Annotated in this window: 18 protein-coding genes; 14 read left to right on the top strand and 4 right to left on the bottom strand. The window is 45.2% G+C overall.

What is annotated here, in order from left to right:
- Nucleotides 1-43: 43 nt before the first annotated feature.
- The 3 genes from dut to QL898_RS07930 all read right to left on the bottom strand — a co-directional run bounded on the left by dut (nucleotide 44) and on the right by QL898_RS07930 (nucleotide 4,287).
- Complete coding sequence (gene dut, locus QL898_RS07920; protein ID WP_290176413.1) at nucleotides 44-508, bottom strand: dUTP diphosphatase; 465 nt, start codon at nucleotides 506-508, stop codon at nucleotides 44-46.
- 191 nt (nucleotides 509-699) lie between these two features.
- A complete protein-coding gene (mgtE, locus tag QL898_RS07925) occupies nucleotides 700-2,103 on the bottom strand; it encodes a magnesium transporter (protein ID WP_290176414.1) in 1,404 nt (467 codons plus the stop codon).
- 150 nt (nucleotides 2,104-2,253) lie between these two features.
- A complete protein-coding gene (locus QL898_RS07930) occupies nucleotides 2,254-4,287 on the bottom strand; it encodes a UvrD-helicase domain-containing protein (RefSeq protein ID WP_290176415.1) in 2,034 nt (677 codons plus the stop codon).
- 845 nt (nucleotides 4,288-5,132) lie between these two features.
- Here QL898_RS07930 and ndhC point away from each other — a divergent pair.
- The 14 genes from ndhC to QL898_RS08000 all read left to right on the top strand — a co-directional run bounded on the left by ndhC (nucleotide 5,133) and on the right by QL898_RS08000 (nucleotide 22,510).
- On the top strand, nucleotides 5,133-5,756 hold the full coding sequence (gene ndhC, locus QL898_RS07935; protein ID WP_290176416.1) for an NADH-quinone oxidoreductase subunit A: 624 nt from the start codon (nucleotides 5,133-5,135) through the stop codon (nucleotides 5,754-5,756).
- Nucleotides 5,757-5,930: 174 nt separating this feature from the next.
- Entirely contained in the window at nucleotides 5,931-6,599 is a 669-nt protein-coding gene (locus tag QL898_RS07940; protein WP_101206265.1) for an NADH-quinone oxidoreductase subunit B, read from the top strand.
- A 152-nt stretch (nucleotides 6,600-6,751) separates the two neighbouring features.
- Nucleotides 6,752-8,527 (top strand): NADH-quinone oxidoreductase subunit C/D, encoded by a 1,776-nt coding sequence (gene nuoC / locus QL898_RS07945; protein WP_290176417.1) that lies wholly within the window; start codon nucleotides 6,752-6,754, stop codon nucleotides 8,525-8,527.
- 166 nt (nucleotides 8,528-8,693) lie between these two features.
- Nucleotides 8,694-9,203: an NADH-quinone oxidoreductase subunit NuoE gene (gene nuoE, locus QL898_RS07950; RefSeq protein WP_058024550.1), complete on the top strand. Its 510-nt coding sequence runs from the start codon at nucleotides 8,694-8,696 to the stop codon at nucleotides 9,201-9,203.
- Nucleotides 9,200-10,624, top strand: coding sequence for an NADH-quinone oxidoreductase subunit NuoF (nuoF, locus tag QL898_RS07955; protein ID WP_290176418.1), 1,425 nt, complete (start codon nucleotides 9,200-9,202; stop codon nucleotides 10,622-10,624). The genes nuoE and nuoF overlap by 4 nt, the downstream gene beginning before the upstream one ends.
- Nucleotides 10,625-10,634: 10 nt before the next feature.
- Nucleotides 10,635-13,715 carry an NADH-quinone oxidoreductase subunit NuoG gene (gene nuoG, locus QL898_RS07960; RefSeq protein ID WP_290176419.1) on the top strand — a complete coding sequence of 1,027 codons (3,081 nt, stop codon included), beginning with the start codon at nucleotides 10,635-10,637 and terminating at the stop codon, nucleotides 13,713-13,715.
- Between the two features lie 52 nt (nucleotides 13,716-13,767).
- A complete protein-coding gene (gene nuoH, locus QL898_RS07965; protein ID WP_179798733.1) occupies nucleotides 13,768-14,760 on the top strand; it encodes an NADH-quinone oxidoreductase subunit NuoH in 993 nt (330 codons plus the stop codon).
- 55 nt (nucleotides 14,761-14,815) lie between these two features.
- A complete protein-coding gene (gene nuoI / locus QL898_RS07970; RefSeq protein ID WP_010198902.1) occupies nucleotides 14,816-15,364 on the top strand; it encodes an NADH-quinone oxidoreductase subunit NuoI in 549 nt (182 codons plus the stop codon).
- Complete coding sequence (gene nuoJ / locus QL898_RS07975) at nucleotides 15,361-16,092, top strand: NADH-quinone oxidoreductase subunit J (protein ID WP_290176420.1); 732 nt, start codon at nucleotides 15,361-15,363, stop codon at nucleotides 16,090-16,092. The genes nuoI and nuoJ overlap by 4 nt, the downstream gene beginning before the upstream one ends.
- Before the next feature lie 98 nt (nucleotides 16,093-16,190).
- Nucleotides 16,191-16,499, top strand: a complete 309-nt coding sequence (nuoK, locus tag QL898_RS07980; protein ID WP_025653102.1) for an NADH-quinone oxidoreductase subunit NuoK — start codon at nucleotides 16,191-16,193, stop codon at nucleotides 16,497-16,499.
- A 4-nt stretch (nucleotides 16,500-16,503) separates the two neighbouring features.
- Entirely contained in the window at nucleotides 16,504-18,378 is a 1,875-nt protein-coding gene (gene nuoL / locus QL898_RS07985; protein WP_201547621.1) for an NADH-quinone oxidoreductase subunit L, read from the top strand.
- Nucleotides 18,379-18,381: 3 nt separating this feature from the next.
- Entirely contained in the window at nucleotides 18,382-20,007 is a 1,626-nt protein-coding gene (gene nuoM / locus QL898_RS07990) for an NADH-quinone oxidoreductase subunit M (protein ID WP_201547622.1), read from the top strand.
- 3 nt (nucleotides 20,008-20,010) lie between these two features.
- A complete protein-coding gene (locus tag QL898_RS07995) occupies nucleotides 20,011-21,489 on the top strand; it encodes an NADH-quinone oxidoreductase subunit N (protein ID WP_201547623.1) in 1,479 nt (492 codons plus the stop codon).
- A 193-nt stretch (nucleotides 21,490-21,682) separates the two neighbouring features.
- The gene (locus tag QL898_RS08000; RefSeq protein WP_201547624.1) at nucleotides 21,683-22,510 is read left to right on the top strand and encodes a ferredoxin--NADP reductase; all 828 of its coding nucleotides are present in this window, start codon (nucleotides 21,683-21,685) and stop codon (nucleotides 22,508-22,510) included.
- A gap of 108 nt (nucleotides 22,511-22,618) precedes the next feature.
- On the opposite strand, the gene QL898_RS08005 is transcribed toward QL898_RS08000, so the two are convergent.
- Nucleotides 22,619-23,398, bottom strand: a complete 780-nt coding sequence (locus QL898_RS08005) for a hypothetical protein (RefSeq protein ID WP_290176421.1) — start codon at nucleotides 23,396-23,398, stop codon at nucleotides 22,619-22,621.
- Nucleotides 23,399-23,532: the final 134 nt, after the last annotated feature.

Genomic DNA, 23,532 nt, shown 5'->3' on the forward strand with positions numbered 1-23,532 from the left:
GCTATCTAAAAATTACTAACAGGATGGACCATCAAAATAGCTACTATTGGCGACCTGAGTGTCCAAACCCGCCCGCACCGCGTACGCTTTCATTACTAAATTCTGCAACCACTTCAAACTCAGGACGAGCAACAGGTACCACGATGTACTGTGCCATACGCTCAGCTGGGTTAAGAACAAAGTCGTCGCTACTGCGGTTCCAAATACTAACCATCAGCTCACCCTGATAGTCGGCATCAATTAGCCCAACCAAGTTACCCAAGACGATACCGTGCTTATGACCAAGACCTGAACGCGGTAAAATCATACCTGCATAGTTAGGGTCTTGAATATAAACCGCAAGGCCTGTGCCAATTAAATGGGTTTCACCTGCTTTAATCGTTAATGGCTCGTCAATACAAGCACGCAAATCAATACCTGCACTGCCATCGGTGGCACGAGTTGGTAAAGAAAACGCTTTATCTTCAGTAATTTTAGGGTCTACCACTTTAACTTGTACAGCTTGCATAACACACTCACTTAACGATTTGATGGTTTTTAAATTATGATTTTAAACTAGGGCCTTGAACTATGATTTTAAATAAATCTTATTCGACATTTTTATATAAATAACAATTCTATATTTTAATTATTCAGCAATTCAGCAATTCAGCAATTCAGCAATTCAGCAATTCAGCAATTCAGCAATTCAGCAATCAGCTATAGTATCAACACGCTGGCCAATCCTAAAAAGGACATAAAGCCGACGATATCCGTGACGGTCGTTAAGATAACCGAAGCAGATAGAGCAGGGTCGATATTCATCCGTTTTAGCATCAGCGGTATGCTGATACCCGAGACATTAGCTGCAGTCATGTTGATCGCAATGGCAAAACCGATGACGGCACTGATCTTAATATCATGAAACCATAACTGAGCAATAAACGCCATAATTATCGCCCAGATGATACCGTTTATCGCACCCACCCACAGCTCTTTATTTAACAGCCAGACACGGTTGGAACCACCGATTTGACCCATCGCCATCCCGCGGATAACGACCGTTAGCGTCTGCGAGCCAGCAATACCGCCCATACTGGCGACTACTGGCATCAATATCGCTAGCGCCACGACTTGTGCCAATACTTCTTCAAACTGTCCAATCACAGCTGCGGCCAATAGGGCGGTACATAAATTGATACCTAGCCAAACGCTACGGCTTTTGGCACTGGTTAGGATAGGAGCAAACAGCTCTTCATCTTGGCTAACACCAGCGAGGTTTTTCATGGTGCTGTCGACATCATCTTGGATGATTTCCATGATGTCTTCACCGTTTAGTTGACCAACTAGCTCGCCATGGCTATTGATAACGGGGGCAAAACGAATGTCTTCTGAACGAAAAATCGCGGCTGCATCTTGAATATCCAAGCGATCATTAATTGTAATGGCAGTGTCAATCAGATCCGAGACTAATGTATTCTGTTTATGCTTGATTAAATCTACTAGACTCAGTAGTCCCAGTAATTGCTGGCTTTGATCGACAACGAGTAGCTCTTGGCTCTCGTCATCGAGCAGGTCATCGTTTTCACGCAGCCACTCTTGCACACCAGCCAAATAGATATCATCCCTTATCTGGATAATATCTGGATCCATATAGCTACCCACTTCCCAGTCGGCATAAGTATCAAGCTTATTGACTTGGACCCGAGTCTCTTCGTCGAGCGTTGCCATAACTGAGGTACGTACGCTCTCAGTGACAGTGTCTAAAATCTCAGAGATATCTTGAGCATCAAGATCTTGGGTGAACAAAGAGATTTCTTGAGAAGAAATGTTCTCCATCAATGGCTGACGTGTATCGACATCTAGCTCGGCAAGCACCTCACCTTTGATGTGCTCTGGGACTTGCGCCCAAATCAACAGACGGTTTTGAGTTGGGAAGGACTCTAGTAGGTTGGCAATCTCATATTCGGACTGCTTTTCCAAAAACTCTGTAATGGCCTCGTATGCTTTATCAGCAACCAAACCCTGCAGATACAGAAGCTTATATTCGGCACTATATTCAGCCGAGTTATAATCTCCTGACAGCATGGCGGTTCGTTCCTGATTGGGCGTCGGGGTAGGCATAAGTGTTCCAAGTTTTTACAGTCAAATTTTTACAGTATATAAAGAACAATAACGATTATAACAATCGCCTTTCGCGCAGTCTAAAGCGTGTTCTCGCAAGCGTTTTACTTAGGTGTTTATTACTCAGGTGCTTAAATGTTTTGGTTAAGATCAACGCTTGCCCAGTAACGCTCGAATATTTGCCAAATATTCGTCAGCGACGGCCTCTGGGTCTTTGGTCGCTTTTTTCTTTTTCGCTTTAGCAGGCCAATCAATATGATCTTCAGGTAGCTCATCCAAAAATCTTGATTCTGAGGTAACGCGCATTTGACCACCAGCACGGCGCTGGGTCGCGAGTGTCAATGTCAGCTCACGGCGCGCACGGGTAATGCCCACGTACATCAGACGGCGCTCTTCTTCGACCGTCTCACTCATAATAGAGTTGCGATGCGGCAGCATCTCTTCCTCAAGCCCCATGATATAAACAAAATCAAACTCCAAGCCCTTTGCCGCATGTAAGGTCATTAAGTTAACTTTGTTGGTATTCTCTTCTTCTTGCTGTTGCTCGAGCATATCAAGCAATACCAGCTTACGAATGATGGTATCAATCGTCCGATCTTCGTCTTCTTCAGCACGATTAATCAACGACTGAATGCTGGTATAAAGCATATCGATATTATCAATACGGTTTTTTTCTTGTTGCGGCGTTTTGGCGTCGCTACGCACAAAATCAATATAACCCGTCTCATCAATCATCTGGCGTACGATTGGTACAGGGTCAGGATGTTGATCCAACTCACGCGTATAGTGCTCAATGAATTCACCAAACTCTTTTATCGTACCATAAGCCTTTGAGGGCAATACATGAGTTAGGCCAGCGTGGGTGCAAGAGGCCAATAGTGATATGCTGTGTTCTTGCGCAAACAAACCAAGCTTTTCTAGCGTGGCTGGTCCCATACCGCGCTTAGGTGTATTGATAATACGTAAAAATGCACTGTCATCTTCAGGGTTCAAAATCAGGCGCAGATAGCCCATGATGTCTTTGATTTCACTACGGGCAAAGAATGACTGACCGCCTGATAACTTATAAGGTACTTGCAACTGGCGTAATTGTGCCTCTAGCATACGTGCCTGAAAGTTACTGCGGTACAGTACGGCATACTGTTCCCACTCATTGCCGAAACGCAGCTTGTGCGTGACAATTTCTTTGGCCACGCGCTCGGATTCATCATCGTCATTACGACAGTTAATGATGCGGATTTTTTCGCCTTGACCTTTATCCGACCACAGTTTTTTCTCGAATAAATGCTCGTTATTTAGAATAACGGCGTTGGCCGAAGTCAAAATACGCGTGGTTGAGCGGTAATTTTGCTCAAGCATAACGATTTTTAGTTTTGGAAAATCTTCTTTGAGTAGTGCCATGTTTTCAGGCTTTGCTCCGCGCCATGCATAGATAGATTGGTCATCATCACCCACCACGGTAAAACGACCTTGCGGGCCAACCAAATGCTTAATCATCTCATACTGGGCTGTATTGGTATCCTGATACTCATCGACCAATAGATAGCGAATACGGTTTTGCCATTTGTCTCGCAGTTCTCTGTTCTCACGTAATATCTTGGTTGGCAGTACAATCAAGTCATCAAAATCGACGGCATTATAAGCGCGCAAGTTACGCTCATAAAGCGCGTACAAGGTCGCAAAAATCATGTCTTCTGGATCGTCTAACGTTTCCATCGCCTTATCAGGCTCGACCAAGTCATTTTTCCAATCAGAAATCATTTTGATGGCTTTACCGACCAACTCACGGCTTTCAGCGCCACTCAAGTTGTCGCGCATCATTAGCTCCATCAACAAGCGTTTACTGTCATCGCTGTCCATAATGGAAAAGTTGCCTTTTAGCGGGGTATGAATCAGCTCATAGCGCAAAAACTGTAGACCAAATTGGTGAAACGTCGACACCGTCAGTCCACGCATTTTTTCACTGGGTAGCAGTTTGCTTACCCGCGCTTTCATCTCACGTGCCGCTTTATTGGTAAAGGTCACAGCGGTGATGCGCTCAGCTGGCATGTCACATTCTTGGATTAAGTAAGCAATCTTACGCGTGATCACAGAGGTTTTGCCGGAGCCCGCACCTGCAAGGACAAGTAATGGACCAGATACGTAGAGCATGGCCTCGGATTGTTTGGGATTGAGTTGACTCATAACGTGACCTGTAAGACAAAAGCAAAAAAGAGGGTAGCGCTGATATGACAAAGATAGATAAACGCAGCGCGCATCATCAAAATTCGTATCGTTGCGATATTTTAATAATCTTTATTATAAGAATAATAGAATTTAAGGTTTGATGATGCCATATCATAAAAATCTGGTGGGTCATTATAAAGCAAAAATGCTCACTTTGGGGGAGGACTTGGGTGATGAAAGTGGGGTATTTGGACACTTGATTTTTGACAAATAGCGTGGCAGTGTTTGCTCATAGCCAAATGTACGGATTTGGGGTTAATATAAGGTAAGGTCTATATCATAATTCATAGTAAAAAAAACACATTTTTTTTACACAGAAAGTGACCGTTCAATACAGTTAAAAACTAGCTTTTAGGCACTGATATGCGTATAGTACGTAAATAATTTATGCCAGTTGTCACGTCATTGTTGACCACGTGTAATGAGCTATTAAATCAATTAAGTAAGCAGTCAGATATGATATTGATTTAATACGTTGATCTTACGTTGTTAGAAGATGCGTTGGGCGACCAGCCTTTATCCGCGCGCATACCGGAATCTCTACAGTTGGTCACGTCTGACATCGTCGTCAATAAGCTTGATAGTTGGTTGTTACCAGAAAAATACCTAACATGTGACTCAATGACAGTTACTTAAACACAGTGACAGTTGCTGAAGTGCAGTGACAATTACTTAAATAAAGTCACTTTTTAAATAAAGTCACTTTGTGTTTTCGTCTGCGTTATACCTGTCGCAACATGGCCTGAGTGGGTCAGTGCTTGCGCTGTGTCTAACACTCGATTGGGTGAGGAGCACGTATTATCATGTCTGCTTTTAATTGGTCAGCCATTGCTTTTATCTTAGCCGCCATTGGGCTAGTTGTCTTTATGCTGGTCGTACCGCGCTTACTTGGCGGTCGCTCTCAAGGCTCACAAAAGGAAGAAGTATTTGAAGCGGGTGTTGTCGGATCTGGCAACGCCCGTATTCGTTTGTCTGCCAAATTTTATTTGGTCGCAATCTTCTTTGTGATTTTTGATTTAGAGGCGCTATATCTCTACGCTTATGCTGTGTCAGTACGAGAGGCGGGTTGGCTTGGCTTTGCCGCCGCTGGCACGTTTATCACTATTCTGATTATCGGTTTGATTTATGAGCTGAGCTTGGGTGCGATGAACTGGGCACCTGCTGATAAGTTACGCAAAAAAGCACGCCTATATGCGGCGCCTGCAGGCTTTAATTTGGCAGACATTACCAAATTTGATGGTGCTCATGAGCTAATGGTCGATCCGACAGGTAAAGTGCCCGCGCAGTCATCCGGTCAAATCAATGTCTCAAACAATATTGAGACCAATCGTCGTCATCTACAAAACATCGATCATATTAATACCACGGGTAACGTTACTTCTGTGGATTTTGCGACGTCTGCTCAGCAGGACAGAACTGAACGTTAATAGCAGTTGATGCTCAGCCTATAGCGTTTGCAAAAACGAGCAGCAAAGCATGAAAGCGTCAGTTCTGTTTGTATTGATGATCGCTGATGATTAGCCACTTATTAATAATAAAATTATGGCGACAGCGCGAGCAAGATGATTGCCACGCCAAGCCTAATATGAAGGTTGTATGTTATGAAATACACATTAACAAAAGCCAACCCCGATGCAGATACCTATCCTGCACAGACCAGTCAAACGGTCAACGATCCTATCGAAGATGAAGTGAATAAAAACGTCTTTATGGGTCGTCTTGAAGACCTCGTTCATTCAACAGCAAACTGGGGTCGTAAGAACTCACTGTGGCCATTTAACTTTGGTACCTCTTGCTGTTATGTCGAATACGCTACTACCTTAACCGCCGTTCATGATTTGTCACGTTTTGGGGCAGAGGTTATTCGTGCCTCGCCTCGTCAGGCGGACGTCATGATCGTCGCTGGTACTTGTTTTGTCAAAATGGCCCCTGTCATCCAGCGCCTATATGAGCAAATGCTTGAGCCAAAATGGGTTATCTCTATGGGTGCCTGTGCCAACTCGGGCGGCATGTATGATATTTATTCTGTCGTACAAGGCGTCGATAAGATTATCCCTGTTGATGTGTATGTGCCAGGTTGTCCGCCGCGTCCAGAAGCGCTTATTCAAGGCTTGATGTTATTGCAAGAATCTATTACTAAAGAGCGTCGTCCGCTGGGTATCCATGTCAATGAGCAGGGTATCTATCAGCCACAAATGACGCCTGAGCGTGACCGCAAGCAGGCAGATCGTATCGCTGTCAAAAACTTGCGCAGCCCAGACAGTATTTAAGTTTCAAACAGCATTTAGACTTGTAGCAACAGTTTCAATATTTTATGCGCTTATCATAGTTCGGTTATGATTAACATAGCTCAGTTATGGTTGACATAGTTCGGTTATGACTAACATAGTTCAGTTATGATTAATGAAGGAATACATCATTCATGGTCACGGTAGTCGAAAACATAGATCCTAAGATCAAGCCCGTCCCAGCAATTATCACAGAGCTGGAGCAAAAGTATGCTGGTAAATTTGTCGTGCAGCAGACTGTGGATGAGATTCCAACGGTTTGGGTGGCGCGTGCTGATTTATTAGATATTCTCTTATTCTTGCGCAAACTGCCTAAACCTTACGTCATGCTATTTGACTTGTCAGCGATAGATGAGCGTTTACGCCAGCATCGCGCAGGTTTACCTGACAGTGACTTTACGGTGTTTTATCACTTGATGTCGCTTGAGCGCAATAGTGATGTACGTATCAAGGTCGCGCTGAGCGAAGATGATGTCAATGTACCGAGCGCCACCAATATTTGGCCAAACGCCAACTGGTATGAGCGTGAAGTATGGGACATGTTTGGTATTGTTTTTACAGGTCATCCGCATTTGACCCGTATTTTATTGCCAAAATACTGGGAAGGTCATCCACTGCGTAAAGAGTATCATGCGCGGGCGACTGAATTTACCCCGTATTTCTTGAATACCGCCAAGCAACAATACGAGCAAGAAAACCTACGTTTTGTCCCAGAAGAGTGGGGCATGAAGCGTTCAGGTCGTGACGAAGACTTTATGTTCTTGAACATCGGTCCTAACCATCCCTCTGCTCACGGTGCGTTTCGTTTGGTACTACAGTTGGATGGTGAAGAAGTCGTCGACTGTATTCCTGATATTGGCTATCACCATCGCGGCGCAGAAAAGATGGCTGAGCGTCAAACTTGGCATTCATTTATTCCTTATACCGACCGTATCGATTATCTTGGCGGTGTGATGAATGAGCTGCCGTACATCATGTCGGTCGAAAAGCTGGCTGGAATCACCATTCCACCACGTGCTGAAACCATTCGCGTAATGATGAGTGAGTTCTTCCGTATTACCAATAACTTACTATTCGTCGGTACGTTCATTCAGGATGCGGGCGGTATGACCCCTGTATTCTATATGTTTACCGATCGCCAAAAAGCCTATGACGTTATCGAAGCCGTGACTGGCTATCGTATGCATCCCGCTTGGTTCCGTATTGGCGGTACTGCTGCTGATTTGCCACGTGGCTGGCAGCGTTTGGTACGTGAGTTCTTAGATTGGATGCCAAAACGTCTGGACGAGTATGTCAAAGCAGCATTGCAAAACAGCGTGCTCAAAGGCCGTACTCAAGGGGTTGCTCAGTACAATGCTAAGCAAGCACTTGCTTGGGGTGTGACCGGCGCAGGTCTGCGCGCGACAGGTGTGGATTTTGATCTGCGTAAAGCACGTCCGTACATGGGCTATGAGAATTACGATTTTGAGATACCCGTTGGTTACAACGGTGATGCTTATGACCGCTGTATGGTCAAAGTCGAAGAGATGCGTCAGTCATTGCGTATCATCCGTCAATGTATGGACAATATGCCACAAGGCCCTTACAAAGCGGATCATCCACTGGCCGTACCACCACCAAAAGACCGTACGCTAAATGATATTGAGACGCTTATTAATCACTTTATCTCAGTATCTTGGGGTCCTGTGATGCCAGCGGGCGAATGTACGACGATCGTCGAGGCGACCAAAGGTCTGAACAGTTATTACATCACCTCAGACAAGGCCACGATGAGCTATCGTACCCGTATCCGTACACCGACATTTGCGCATTTGCAGCAGATGCCATCGGTCATCAATGGCTCGCTGGTTTCTGATGCCATTATGTATTTGGCATCGATCGATATTGTGATGGCGGATTGTGATCGTTAAGATATTGATCTTTAAGGTTAAACCGCTGCTTCAAAAGTATTTGTTCATCAACATATTATTGCCTGATGGCACACCAAAATGCTGTCACTCGCCAATATAACTACAGTTGTATCAGACTGATATTGGCTTGTGATAGAGCAGGATGAGTGAGGAAAGACAGAAGATTATGAAAATTGTTTCCGACAAAATGCCAAAAGTAGATGTGGAGAGCATCCTCACCACTGAGGAAATCGCTGCCATTCATGAGTTTATGCATCATTATCCGCAGGCGCGTGCCGCCTCGCTAGATGCGCTAAAAATCGTGCAAAAGCGCAACGGCTGGGTCGATGATGCGCAAGCAAACGCTATTGCCAACATCCTAGACATTCCGATGTCAGACATGGATGGGGTCGCGACTTTCTTTAACCGTATTTATCGCCAGCCTGTCGGTCGCCATGTGATTCTCATATGTGACTCAGTGGCCTGTTACTTGACAGGTTATGAAGCGCTATCAGCTGAGATCAGATCGCAGCTAGGTATTGAGTATGGTCAGACCACGGCTGATGGCCGTTTTACGCTATTGCCAATTTGCTGCTTGGGCAACTGCGATAAGGGGCCAGCGGTACTGATTGATGAAGACACTTACGGCCCTGTCCAGCCATCCGAGGTCGCGCAATTATTGGAGCTATACGCATGAGTTTAACGATTTCAGAGCAGATTGCTCGTCGCGGTCAAGGTCAAGCACCAAGCCAGCTAAATGCACAGCGTGTTCCAATCTATGGTGATAAAGCGACAGCCACTAGCGAAACTAGGCCATTAACGTGGCGTCTAGCACATCATGATGCCGTGCTTGATTTAGCCACTTATGAATCTCTAAAAGGGTTTACAGGTCTAAAAGAAGCGCTATCCAAGTCGCCTAAAGACGTCGGCAATATGATTAAAGCGGCCAATGTTCGAGGTCGCGGTGGTGCAGGTTTTAACGCTGGTCTTAAGTGGTCATTCATGTCGCCGCCAGATGGTTTGCCGCGTTATCTTATCTGTAATGCTGATGAAATGGAGCCGGGCACGTTTAAAGATCGCTTATTGATGGAGCGTTTACCGTTTCAGCTGATCGAAGGGATGCTGATTACCGCTCATGCGATTGGAGCAACTGACGGCTACATCTTTATCCGTGGTGAGTATATTTTGGCAGCGCAGCGTTTGGTGACGGCTATCGAAGAATGCTTGGCCAACAATCTCATGGGCGATAATATTTTAGGCTCAGATTTTAGCTTTAATTTACATGTACATACCGGTGCTGGGCGTTATATCTGCGGTGAAGAAACAGCGCTAATTAACTGTCTAGAAGGACGCCGTGCTAACCCACGTACTAAGCCGCCGTTTCCACAAATCTCTGGTGCATGGGGTCGTCCAACCGTTGTTAATAACGTTGAAACGCTGTGTAATATGCCAGCGATTTTGAATCATGGCGTTGAATGGTATCAGTCGTTATCTGAAATTAAAGGCAAAAGTAAAACGCCAGGCACCAAACTATTCGGCTGCTCAGGATTGGTAAACGATCCAGGCCTATGGGAATTACCGTTTGGTTATACAGCTCGTGAAATCATTGAAGATTTGGCAGGTGGTATGAAGGAAGGCAAAACCCTCAAAGCGTGGCTCCCTGGTGGCGCATCGACAGACTTTTTAACCGCTGATCATCTAGACGTAGTCGTAGATTTTGACCCAATTCAAGAAGCGGGTAGCCGTATGGGTACTGGTCTGATTATGGTCGTTGATGAATCACAAGACATGGTGCCATTACTGCGCAATCTTGAGATTTTCTTTCAACGCGAGTCGTGCGGTTGGTGTACGCCATGCCGTGATGGTCTACCGTGGGGCGTTAAACTGCTTACCGCCATCAATGATGGTGAAGGGCAAGTGGGCGATGTAGAAAAACTAGAAGGCCTGACGCGTGACTTATGGATTGGTAAAACATTCTGTGCGCATGCGCCAGGTGCGATGGAACCACTAATGAGTGCGATTAAATATTTCCGTCCAGAGTTTGATCAAAAAATCGCGCAGGCGGTTGGTGTCGATGTTATTGATGCTGCAGCCAACCAACAGCCAGTAGTGAAATAAGGAGAGCGGCATGGCAGTCATACATATTGATGGAACCACTGTCGAAGTAGATAGCGCAGATAACTTGCTACAAGCCTGCTTATCACTCGGCATTGATGTGCCGTATTTTTGTTATCATCCAGCCCTTGGCTCAGTAGGCTCGTGCCGCCAGTGCGCGGTCAAGCAATTCCAAAATAAAGAAGATATGGAAGCAGGTCGCGGTCGCCTTGTGATGTCATGTATGGTCGCTCCTGGCGATGACATGTATATCTCGGTCACTGACGACGAAGCCAAAGCATTCCGCAAGTCGATGGTTGAGCTACTCATGACCAACCATCCACATGACTGTCCAACTTGTGAAGAGGGTGGACATTGTCATTTGCAAGACATGACATATATGTCAGGTCATAGCCGTCGTCGCTATCGCTTTACCAAACGCACGCATCACAACCAAGAGCTTGGTCCATTCATCGCGCATGAGATGAACCGCTGTATCGCTTGCTATCGTTGTGTACGTTTTTATAAAGACTACGCAGGCGGCGAAGATTTGGGTGTTTATGGCTCAAACAATCGCGTTTACTTTGGCCGTGATAAAGATGGTCAGTTCGAAAGCGAATTCTCAGGCAACTTAACTGAAGTATGCCCAACCGGTGTCTTTACCGATAAAACCCACTCTGAGCGTTATAACCGTAAATGGGACATGCAGTATGCGCCAAGCATCTGTCATGGTTGCTCAGCTGGCTGTAATATCTCACCAGGTGAGCGTTATGGTGAATTGCGCCGTATCGAAAACCGCTATAACGGCGAAGTAAACCGCTATTTCTTATGTGACCGTGGCCGCTTTGGTTATGGCTATGTCAATCGTGAAGATCGTCCAACGCAAGCGCTTGAACGTATCAATGATAAGCATGTCAAAATCAATATTGACTACGCACTTGATGAAACCATCAAACGTATCAAAGATAAAAAAGTCATCGGGATTGGCTCACCGCGTGCCAGTTTAGAGACCAACTTTGCGCTAAAAAATCTCGTTGGGTTTGATAACTTCTCAACAGGTTTGAACCATCAGCAGCAAGCACTGGTTAATAAATGTATCGAAGTGCTCAGCACGGAAGGCATTTATAACCCTAGCATGACTGATATCGAAACGCATGATGCCGTGCTCGTATTAGGTGAAGATATCACGCAAACTTCATCACGTGTCGCGCTATCAGTACGTCAAGCCGCAAAAAATGAAGGCTTAAAAATGGCGGCGGCGCTGCAAACACAACCTTGGCTTGCTGAACCAGTTAAGCGTATCGCTCAAGATGCGTTAAGCCCAGTCTATGTCATCGATGTGACCCAAACCAAGCTAGAAGACATCAGTAAAGTGAGCGTAGTGGCGACACCTGAAGACATCATTAAACTTGGCTTCAAAGTCGCTGATGAAATTGCCAATTTCGCTGATGATTTAGCAGACATAACAGATCCACAAGCAGCTGAACAAGATGCTGATGCAAGTACTGAAATTGATGGTATGCAAGCACTGGCACAGCAAATCGCTTATGACTTGATTCAAGCCGATAAGCCGTTAGTTATCTCGGGTAGTAGCTTGTCTTCTACCGCATTGATAGAAGCAGCAGCACAGATTACCCAAGCGTTGACCCAAAAACGCTTGGCAATCAAAGCGACTGAGCAACAGCAGGTTGAGGCACACAATGCCAAAGTACAGGCAGCCCAAGCAAAAGCGGCTAATGACCAGCCTGAAGAAGACCAAGATTTATCTGCCAAGCCGAACAAACCTGAAACGGGCGTAAATACAGAAGCGCAGGATGATGTCGAGCGTGAGCCAGCAGAAAGCCTTGAGTTAAAAGAAGTAAACAAACAGTATCAAGCACAAGCAGGTATCTACCTGACTGTTCCTGATGCCAATAGCATGGGCGTTTGTATGCTTGGCGGTCAATCAGTTGAAGAGTTGCTAGCGACTGATTACGATGTGGTTGTGGTTGCAGAAAACCAGCTAACAGATGCGATTGATGCCAATAAATTAACGCAGCTATTGACTGATAAAACGGTCATTGCGTTAGATCATCAGCTCCTTGATTGGCACAAAGACGTCGATATTGTATTGCCAGCGGCTAGCTTTGCAGAAGCGGATGGTACATTGATATCAGCTGAAGGTCGTGCGCAGCGTTTCTTCCAAGTTTACGATAACGAATACTACCATCCGATGAGCAGTATTAAAGAAGGCTGGCGCTGGATACATGCTGTGCATAGCAGCATCGAAGGTCGTGATGTCGACTGGACGCAGTTGGATGATGTGATCAATGCATTGATTGCCACCCATCCTAAACTTGCGGGTATCAAAGGCGCTGCGCCTGATGCTGATTACCGTATAACGGGTCTGAAAATCGCGCGTCAACCGCGTCGTTATTCAGGTCGTACTGCTATGCGTGCGCCAATCTCAGTGCACGAGCCAATGCAGCCAAAAGATTTGGATACTGGTCTAACTTTCTCAATGGAAGGTTATAGCGGTAAAGAAACGCCAAGCTCGATGATTCCTTTTGCCAATGCGGCAGGTTGGAACTCACCGCAAGCATGGAACAAATATCAAGATAAAGTTGGTGGTCATTTGAAAAATGGTGATCCAGGTGTACGTTTGTTCGATCAGCTAGAGCGCCTAGCCACTCGTCAATATGTGGCGCCAGAAGCGATGTCTTCGAATACAACTGACTTACAGCAAGGCCAAGCGAAACTGGTACCGATTCATAATATTTATGCCAGCTCAATGATGGCATCACGTAGCCCTATCGTCGCAGAGCAACTACCTGTTGCAACATGGCGTATCGGTATAGATGATGCCAAAGACTGGAATATCGCTGCTGGTGATTACTTGGCGATTGAAATCGATAAGCAACAAATTACCTTGCCCGTACAGCTGGTCGGTTATTTGGCAGAAGGCTGTATCGGTTACCCCGTTGGGCAGGTGAGTATCATTCACCCATCAATGCCAGCATCGGTACGTAAAGTGGATGCACCAGTAACGATGATGGGTAGCATGGCTAACGATATGATTAATGATAATGACACAGCGCAAATAAACGCAGCGCCGACCACCACACAGGAGGTGTAATATGCAAGTTACTCGTATTATCCCTGATGTGCCAAGCTTTTTGGCCAATAGCATGAGCTTTGATACTTGGTCTATTCTATTTTTGGTGGGTCAATCGCTAGTCATTTTTTTGGTCGTGGTATTGGTTGCGGCGATGATGATTATCTATGAGCGCCGCATGCTGGCCTTATGGCAAGATCGTTACGGTCCAAACCGTGTCGGGCCTTTTGGTTCGTTACAGTTAGTCGCCGATATGCTCAAAATCTTCTTTAAAGAAGATTGGACACCAAACTTTACTGATAAGTTTATGTTCACCTTGGCACCTGCAGTCGCAATGTTTACTGCCTTGGCTTCATTCGCCATTATTCCTATCTCGCCAACGCTTGGCGTGGTTGATTGGGATATCGGTATTCTGTTTTTCTTTGCCATGGCTGGTATTGCTGTCTATGCGGTGATGTTCGGTGGTTGGGCGTCTGCCAACAAATTCTCGCTACTCGGTGGTTTGCGCTCAGCTGCACAAACGATCAGTTACGAAGTGTTTTTAGGCTTGTCGTTGATGGGCGTTGTTGCGCTAACAGGCTCATTTAACTTACGTGCCATTGTCGAAGCACAAGCAGACGGCTGGTATATCATCCCGCAGTTCTTTGGCTTTTTGACCTTTGTCGTGGCTGGTGTGGCCGTTACGCATAGACATCCATTTGACCAACCAGAAGCAGAGCAAGAGCTGGCTGAAGGCTATCATGTCGAATATTCTGGCATGAAGTTCGGTATGTTCTTCATTGGTGAGTATGTCAACGTTGTCTTAATTTCTGCCTTGATGACTTGCTTGTTCTTTGGCGGTTGGCTTGCGCCGTTCAATTTAGATATTCCATTTATTCCACCAGCTTTTTGGTTCATGATTAAAACGCTGTTCTTTATGACCATGTTTGTTTTGGCTCGAGGCTCACTCATGCGTCCGCGTTATGATCAGGTGATGAACTTTGGCTGGAAAGTATGTCTGCCCGTAACCTTGATCAATTTGTTGATTACTGCTGCGGTCATTTTGATCTTTTCCCCAACGTTATAGTCATTACTAGCCATCACTGATGAACTAGGGTAAAGCTGATAAGGATAATAATCCCATGTTTACTACCATAAAAAAGACCGTCATTGGTATATTTACCATTGTCCGCAGCATGTGGATGGTCAATAGTCATGCGCTCAGACCGCGTGACACCATCCTTTATCCTGAAGAGCCGGTACCTGTACCGCCGCGTTTTCGTGGACGTATTGTCCTAACGCGTGATCCTGATGGAGACGAGCGCTGTGTCGCTTGTAATTTGTGTGCGGTGGCATGTCCGGTAGGGTGTATCTCATTACAAAAAGCCGAGCGTGAAGATGGACGCTGGTATCCAGAGTTTTTCCGTATTAACTTCTCACGCTGTATCTTTTGCGGTTTGTGTGAAGAGGCCTGTCCAACGACAGCGATTCAAATGACCCCAGATTTTGAATTGGGTGAATATAAGCGCCAAGATTTGGTCTATGAAAAAGAGCATTTGCTCATTTCAGGACCAGGTAAATACCCTGATTATAACTATTATCGTGTGACAGGTATGGCGGTAGCAGATAAACCAAAAGGCGCAGCACAAAATGAGTCTGCACCGATTGATCTAAGGAGCTTGCTACCATGATGAATATTTTGAACCATCCTGAATTGGCTGGGTTTTATTCGCTTGCAGCAGTGGCGATATTTGCCAGTCTGCGCGTAGTGACTCAGGCCAATCCAGTGCATGCTATCTTATCGATGATTGTATCGTTGCTGGCAATTGCTGGGATATTTTTTGTATTAGGTGCGCCGTTTGCAGGTGCGTTAGAAATTGTTGTCTATGCCGGTGCCATTATGGTGCTATTTGTTTTCGTTATCATGATGCTTAATTTAGGCATGAGTAATGACGAGCGCGAAGAGCGTTGGCTCGATGCTGGTACTTGGGCGATACCGACAGGATTGACGATAATCATTGCCGTTGTGCTCTATGCGATGATTGGTCTTAATCACGATGAAGCTGTCATGATGGGTGGCACGACTATCTCTGCCAAAGCAGTCGGTACGGTGTTATTTACCAAATACATTATGCTGGTTGAAGTAGCCGCATTGCTATTATTGGCAGCCTTGGTCGCCGCTTATCATTTAGGTAAAGAGACAGTCGACGATGAGGTCATCGGTAATGATAGCCAAAATTTCAAGCCAAGCGTAGGCAGTATCAAACAATACGACAATGATAGTACGCTTACACAGCATGACGGCGTAGAAATGGCTAAGCCTTACGAATATAAAGATGTTGATCCGCATGACTATGTAGGTATGAAGGTAGGCAGTCAAGTAGGTGCGAACAAAGTTACGCGCAAGGAGGCAGACTAATGGTACTAGCAGCAAGCGTGGCACAAGATGTGTCAAACGTGCCGTTTGCCCACGAGGTGGCAGGCTTAGTACAGCCAGTTGCTGAGGCGCAAAATGTACTGGGTATGATACCCATGAGTCATGGACTGATTTTGGCAGGTATTTTATTTGCCATCGGTCTGTGCGGCGTCATGGTACGACGTAACTTCCTATTCATGCTAATGAGTCTTGAAATCATGATGAATGCGGCAGCATTAGCATTTGTAGTAGCAGGTAGTCGCTGGGTCGATCCAGACGGACAGATTATGTTTATCTTTATTTTGACCTTGGCCGCGGCTGAAGCGTCAATTGGTCTGGCAATATTATTGCGTTTTTATCATCAGCGTGGGCATCTCGATGTCGATAGCGCCAATGAGATGAAAGGATGATGTCATGAGTTTATTACCATTAACCTTTATATTCCCGCTCATTGGCTTTTTGATTTTAGCCTTCATGCGCGACAAATTATCAGAGACGGTCGCAGCGATTGTTGGCGTGGGTAGCATGCTGTTATCAGCACTATGTACGCTAGTGGTTAGCTATACCTTTTTGACCACCAATCCTGCCGGAACGGTCGTACAGGTTCCGCTGTGGACATGGTTCCAAGTGGGCGACTTTGCGCCGCATTTTGGCTTGAGCTTTGATGGCTTAGCACTGACTATGACCGGCGTTATCACTGGCATCGGCTTTTTGATTCATCTATTTGCTTCTTGGTACATGAAAGGCGATACTGGCTTTGCTCGTTTCTTTAGCTATATGAACTTGTTCGTTGCCAGTATGTTGTTATTGGTGCTCGCAGATGATTTGTTCTTGCTATATCTCGGTTGGGAAGGCGTGGGTATCTGTTCGTACCTATTGATTGGTTATTATTATCACGACAGAGCCAACGGCCGTGCCGCGATGAAAGCCTTTACCGTTACTCGTGTCGGTGATGTGTTCTTAGCCTTCGGTTTGTTTTTATTATTCCGCGAATTCGGTACGCTTAATATTCAAGAGATTATTACGCGCGCGCCAGAAGTGTTCGATGTTAATAACCCAACGATGATGCTAACGACGATGATGTTGGTCGGCGGCGCGATGGGTAAATCAGCCCAGTTGCCACTACACACATGGCTTGCTGATGCGATGGCAGGCCCGACACCAGTATCGGCATTGATTCACGCGGCAACAATGGTGACGGCAGGTGTTTATTTGATCGCCCGTCTACATCCATTGTTTGAGCTGACTCCAGGTATTTTGTTGTATTGGGTTGGCGGCGTAGGGGCATTGACGTTGGTTGTTGCTGGATTCTGTGCACTCGCGCAAACAGACATCAAACGTATTCTTGCTTATTCGACCATGAGTCAAATTGGCTATATGTTCCTAGCACTTGGCGTGGGCGCATGGCAAGGGGCAATCTTCCATCTGATGACCCATGCTTTCTTTAAAGCATTGCTGTTCTTATCATCAGGTGCGGTTATCCTTGCGGTACATCACGAGCAAGATATCTTTAAAATGGGTGGTCTGCGCAAAAAGATACCATTGGTATTTTGGTGTTATATCATCGGTGGCGGTGCACTCGCTGCGATACCTTGGGTTACCGTTGGTTTCTATTCTAAAGAAGCAATTCTTTGGGAGACCTATGCGACTGGACACTTAGTACTATTTTATATGGGTGTATTTGGTGCATTCTTAACGGCGATTTATACGTTCCGTATGATTTGGATTATCTTCTTTGGTGAAGAGAAAACCCATGCTCATAAGCTATCAGGGGTGTCGTATTGGTTACCTTTAACTGTATTGCTAGTGTTATCTACAGCCGTTGGTGCTTGGATTACGCCACCACTAGATGGTGTATTGCCAGAGAGCGTTGGCCATCTATTAGAAGTCGCTGGTCAAGCACATGCTAAGCACACCGCAGAGTATATCGCGATGGGTGCCATGGCAGCAGGTTTGATATTGGCAGCACTGTTGTATGTGGTTAATAAAGGTCGCTTGCTCACTAGCTTTAAGCGCTCACGTATTGGTGGGGCGCTATATCACTGGTGCTATCATGGCCTAGGTTTCGACGCGCTATATGATGTAATTTTTGTAAAACCCTTTTTATTCATCGGCCGCTTATTAAAAGCCGACCCTATCGATAAAGCGTGGCTCGTCTTGCCTAAGCTGGCCTCAGCAGGTAATAAAGTATTGTCTGCGACACAAACAGGGTCTCTTCGAGGTTATGCCACAAGCTTTGGCTTGGGTATGGCTGTATTGCTGGTGCTGGTAATGATGACGGTGGTATAAAAGATGATTGAGTTACAACAAACGTGGATGCTACCAGCATTAATTGCAATTCCTTTTATTGCAGGATTGCTATGCTGGGTAGTAGAGCGATTTAATAAACGTCTGCCGCGCTGGATTGCCTTGATCGGTATGATGTTGACTTTTGCTTTGTCGTTGGTACTTTGGCAGCAAGGTAATTTTAGCGGTATGAGTAAGCAGGTCATTGCACCAGATGCTGCCGTGCCTTGGGTCGCTGAATTTAGTGTGCCATGGATACCAAGTTTCGGTATTAGCTTTCACTTAGCACTAGATGGTTTGTCACTGATGATGGTGGCTCTAACAGGTTTGCTTGGTGTGGCAGCTGTTGCTTGTTCGTGGAATGAGATTCAGCGCCGTGTTGGTTTCTTCCATTTAAACTTGCTATGGAGTTTGGGCGGCGTTATTGGTGTTTTCTTAGCGATTGACCTATTCTTATTCTTCTTCTTTTGGGAGATGATGCTGGTTCCTATCTACTTCTTGATCGCCATTTGGGGTCATGATGTGGTTGGCAAAACCAAAGAGTATGCCGCAACTAAGTTCTTTATCTATACCCAAGCGTCTGGGCTTATCATGCTCATCGGTATTTTGGTATTGGTCATTATCAGCTATGCCCAAAAAGGGGTAGTGAGCTTTAACTATAATGACCTGCTCGGTACGTCACTTGGCGGCTGGGAATATCCAATCATGCTGTGCTTCTTCATTGGCTTTGCGGTGAAGTTACCAATCATTCCTTTCCACGGCTGGTTGCCAGATGCGCATGCGCAGGCACCAACGGCAGGTTCGGTGGATTTGGCAGGTGTACTAATTAAAACTGCTGCATATGGTTTGATTCGTTTTGTGTTGCCGCTATTTCCAGCAGCCTCACAAGAGTTTGCACCGATAGCAATTACCCTAGGTACGATTGGTATCTTCTACGGTGCATGGCTTGCGTTTATGCAGACCGACATGAAGCGTTTGCTGGCCTATACCAGTATCTCGCATATGGGTTTTGTGGTACTAGCAATTTATGCTGGAACATTGCTCAGCTTGCAAGGTCTGATGATTCAGATGCTTGCTCATGGTTTAAGTTCAGCTGCACTATTCATTATGGCAGGACAGCTATATGAGCGTCTGCATACACGCGATTTGACCTTAATGGGTGGTATGTGGGGACAGTTCCGCTATTACGCACCGATATTGATGTTCTTCTGTGCCGCGCTGCTAGGTATTCCTGGTACGGGTAACTTCATTGGTGAGTTCATGATTTTATTTGGCTCATTTGCTCAGTATCCAGTGTTTGTGGTTTTTGCGACATTCAGTTTGGTATTAGCAGGTCTTTATTCGCTGATTTTGATTCATCGCGCACTATTTGGTGAAAACAACATCGCTGCATTGGCAGAGCGAGAAACTAAGTCACATGGCTTACCTGCACGTAAACTAAAAGATTTGGGCAAGCGCGAGCTGTCATTACTACTGATGTTAGCTGCTGGTTTGGTATGGCTCGGACTGTACCCACAGCCGTTCCTTGATACCTCAAGTCACGCAATGCAGTGGATCAATAACGCATATATATACAGTCAAGTGACACAGGTAGATGCGTCGCAGCTGCTTGATGTAATGGAGGCACGTTAAGTCATGAATGATATTACGATGAATGATTTGATAGGATTGTTGCCTTACGCGCCGATTATCGCCGTAGTGATTACGGTACTGACGGTTATGATCGCGATTACCTTTAAACGCTCGCACATGGTCACTGGTACGATTACGGTGGCAGGCTTGAATGTTGGTCTATTTACCCTTATCGGGCAGATGATCGGTGTGATTGACAGCGGGTCTATCGCGCCAAACGCTGAGCAGTTATTTGTTATAGATAACTTTGCTCAATTTAATATGGTGGTGATTTTTATCTGTGCTTTGGCTTGTTGTACGCTGTCTTATGCGTATCTGGCCAATCTCAAAGATAACAAAGAAGAGCTGTATTTGCTCATGCTGCTATCGACCATTGGTGCATTACTCATGGTAAGCGCGCAGCATATGGCGTCATTCTTTATGAGCTTGGAGATGCTGTCAGTACCGTTATATGGTTTGCTTGCTTATACTTATATGCGCAACCAGTCACTTGAGTCGGGACTGAAGTATTTGGTATTGTCGGCGACTGCATCAGCGACATTGCTAATGGGTATGGCCTTTATCTATGCAGAAGTAGGCTCACTAGCATTTAAGCCAATCAGCATGGTGCTGGGCAATATCTTTGAGTCGCCACTACTGATATTAGGCGCGGCAATGATGATGTTTGGTATCGCCTTTAAACTCTCGGCTGCTCCTTTCCATATGTGGACGCCAGATGTTTACGAAGGTGCACCAGCGCCTATCGCTACCTTTTTAGCATCCGTATCAAAAGTGGCGATGATGGCACTAGCCGTGCGTTTCTTAATCGATACTGCTTTGCTAGCATTGCCATCAGTGCAAATGCTATTGATGGTCATGGCTACTTTATCTATCTTGGTAGGTAACTTGTTGGCAGTACGTCAAACTAGCCTGAAACGTCTACTTGGTTACTCATCTATTGCCCATATGGGTTATGTGATGATCGTGATTGTCAGCATTGGCTCGGCCGCTGATAGTATCTCTAGTATGTATATGGCGGTTTATGCCTTTACCTCTATCGGTGCCTTTGGTGTAGTGACGTTGATGTCGAGTCCGTATCGCTTATCTGGTGAAGCTGATGAGTTGACGCATTATCAAGGGCTATTCTGGCGTCGTCCATTATTGACCGCTGTCATGACTATCATGATGTTGTCATTGGCTGGTATTCCGTTGACGGCAGGCTTTATCACTAAGCTATTTGCTATCTTAGCTGCAGTACAAGGCACCAACTGGTTCTTGGCTGCGATGATTATCTTGGGCAGTGCGATTGGTCTATTCTACTACTTACGCGTTTTACTCACGCTGTTCAAACGTCCTAAGCAGTTCATCGAGTTTGACGTGTCTGGGCAATGGGGTATTCGTACCGGTGGTATCATGGTCATTGCTGTGACGGCGATTATTCTATTCTTTGGTATCTTGCCAAATAGTATGATTGAGTGGGCAAGTTTGGCTCGCATTTGGTAATGTCGCTGAGTTAATACAACAGATAAGTCGCTGCGATCTATCTGTTGTTACGGTTAAAAAACCAAGATGCGCCAGCTTTATGATAAGCTTGGCGCATCTTTTTTATGCTTACCTTTTTGGTATTTATTTTCTTTTGCCTATCAAAGGTATCTTATAAAAATACAGTTTAATAAAGTATAAGTGACGAATAATTATGAGTGATAATATTCAAACAGTAACGGTGCTCAGTAAAACCACATGGACGCCAAATTTATTTAGCTTTACCGTCAGCCGTCCCGATAGTTTTAAGTTTACAGCGGGGCAGTTTGTACGCTTGGGCGTTAATCCTAGTCAATTAAAATATTATCAACAGACTGAGGCAAGTGACGAGAGTTCTGATACCGCATTGAATGAAGATGTTTTTCGCGCGTATTCGATTGTCTCTTCGCCCTTTGATGAGGTGATAGAATTCTTCTCTATCGTAATTCCTGACGGTGCATTTACCTCGCAATTGCAGCATTTACAAGTGGGCGATGAACTGCTGCTCAACACCATGCCATTTGGGTTTTTGACGTTAGCACGTTACCAAAAACCATTGCCAAAAGACTTATGGCTGCTAGCAACAGGGACTGGCTTAGCACCGTTCTTATCGATGCTACAAGATTTAAAGACATGGGAAGATTACGAGCACATTGTATTGGCTTATAGCGCACGCACGCTCGATGAACTTGCTTACGTTGAGAAAATAGAGAGCCTACAAGAAGACTTCGGTACACTGGTTGATAATCCAGCAAAGCTTATCTTTATCCCAATCGTTACTCGTGAGCCTGTCGATGGTGCATTGTCAGAGCGTCTGCCGAAGCTGCTGCTAGAGGGTACGTTGCAAGCGCGCGCGGGTATCGCATTAGATATTGATACTACGCATGTCATGCTATGTGGCAACCCAGATATGGTAGAAGATACCAAAGAGGCATTAAAGACACTGGGACTAGTAATGAATCGCCGCGGTGAGGGTAATATTGCCGTAGAGAACTACTGGTAGTTGACGACTTTAATAAAAAAACGCTGCATCTATAAGGCCAATAACCTCTAAGCTGCAGCGTTTTTTTATGGGATAAAACATTGTCTTATGGGATGAAACATTAGCGACTTACTCTTGGCTTGGTTCAGTCGCATCGTCTACAGGGTTAATAGGGCCTTGCATCAATTCAGGATCATCATCATCACCGATGATATCTTCGTTACTGCTGGCAGCCAGTAAATCACGATAGTTGATTTGAGCCTTCAAAATCATTTGCTCTTCTTCTAGCTCGCCATAATTTATCTGTACCTTATGCAAGGTACTCATGATTTTCTTATTGTTTTTTAACCAACGATGGATATCGAGATAAATCACTTCGTCTTTTGCGCGAGCAATATTGACGTACGACAGAATAAATCCTAAAGGGTCTTTTTTGAGGACGCTATGATAAAACCAAATCGCCAGTTTGACACCTTGACGTTTGATAAAAGACTCGCAGCGCAGATTTAACATATCGGTATAAGTTTGCTGACCAAATACAAAGCGCTGCACATTGCGATCGAGTTGGACGTGAACTAGGCTAAAGTTACTTGCTACTTCGGCATAGATGCCGCCTGCATTGACAGTGCAGTACAAACGAAACCAATCCTCATGCATCTCGACACGTAGCTCTAAAATGGCTTTTACATTGTCGGTGACGAATTTTTGTAGTGCATCATTAACGTAAGTCTGTGCCACTGGCAATGACAACTCATCTTCGAACTTGTCCGTCGTCTTATTATAGATATCTTTAACCGATTGGGCGATACGCTCCCAACCACTGCCGAATGACTCGTCAAAACGATAGCCAATACTCTCGAAGAACTCATCAAAATTGTCTGAATTATTCACGTTATCAAAGTCACTCAAACTTATTATCCTTATAGGGCGCGTCATTCAATCGGTGACGTAAAAATGGCTAAACAAACTTTGCATGCTATCGTTAATTTGAACGAAAGCTAATCATCTATAATTTCTAAATATCTACGACCATTAGTAATTTT

This window comes from Psychrobacter sp. APC 3279 (assembly GCF_030407795.1).
Taxonomy (GTDB): domain Bacteria; phylum Pseudomonadota; class Gammaproteobacteria; order Pseudomonadales; family Moraxellaceae; genus Psychrobacter.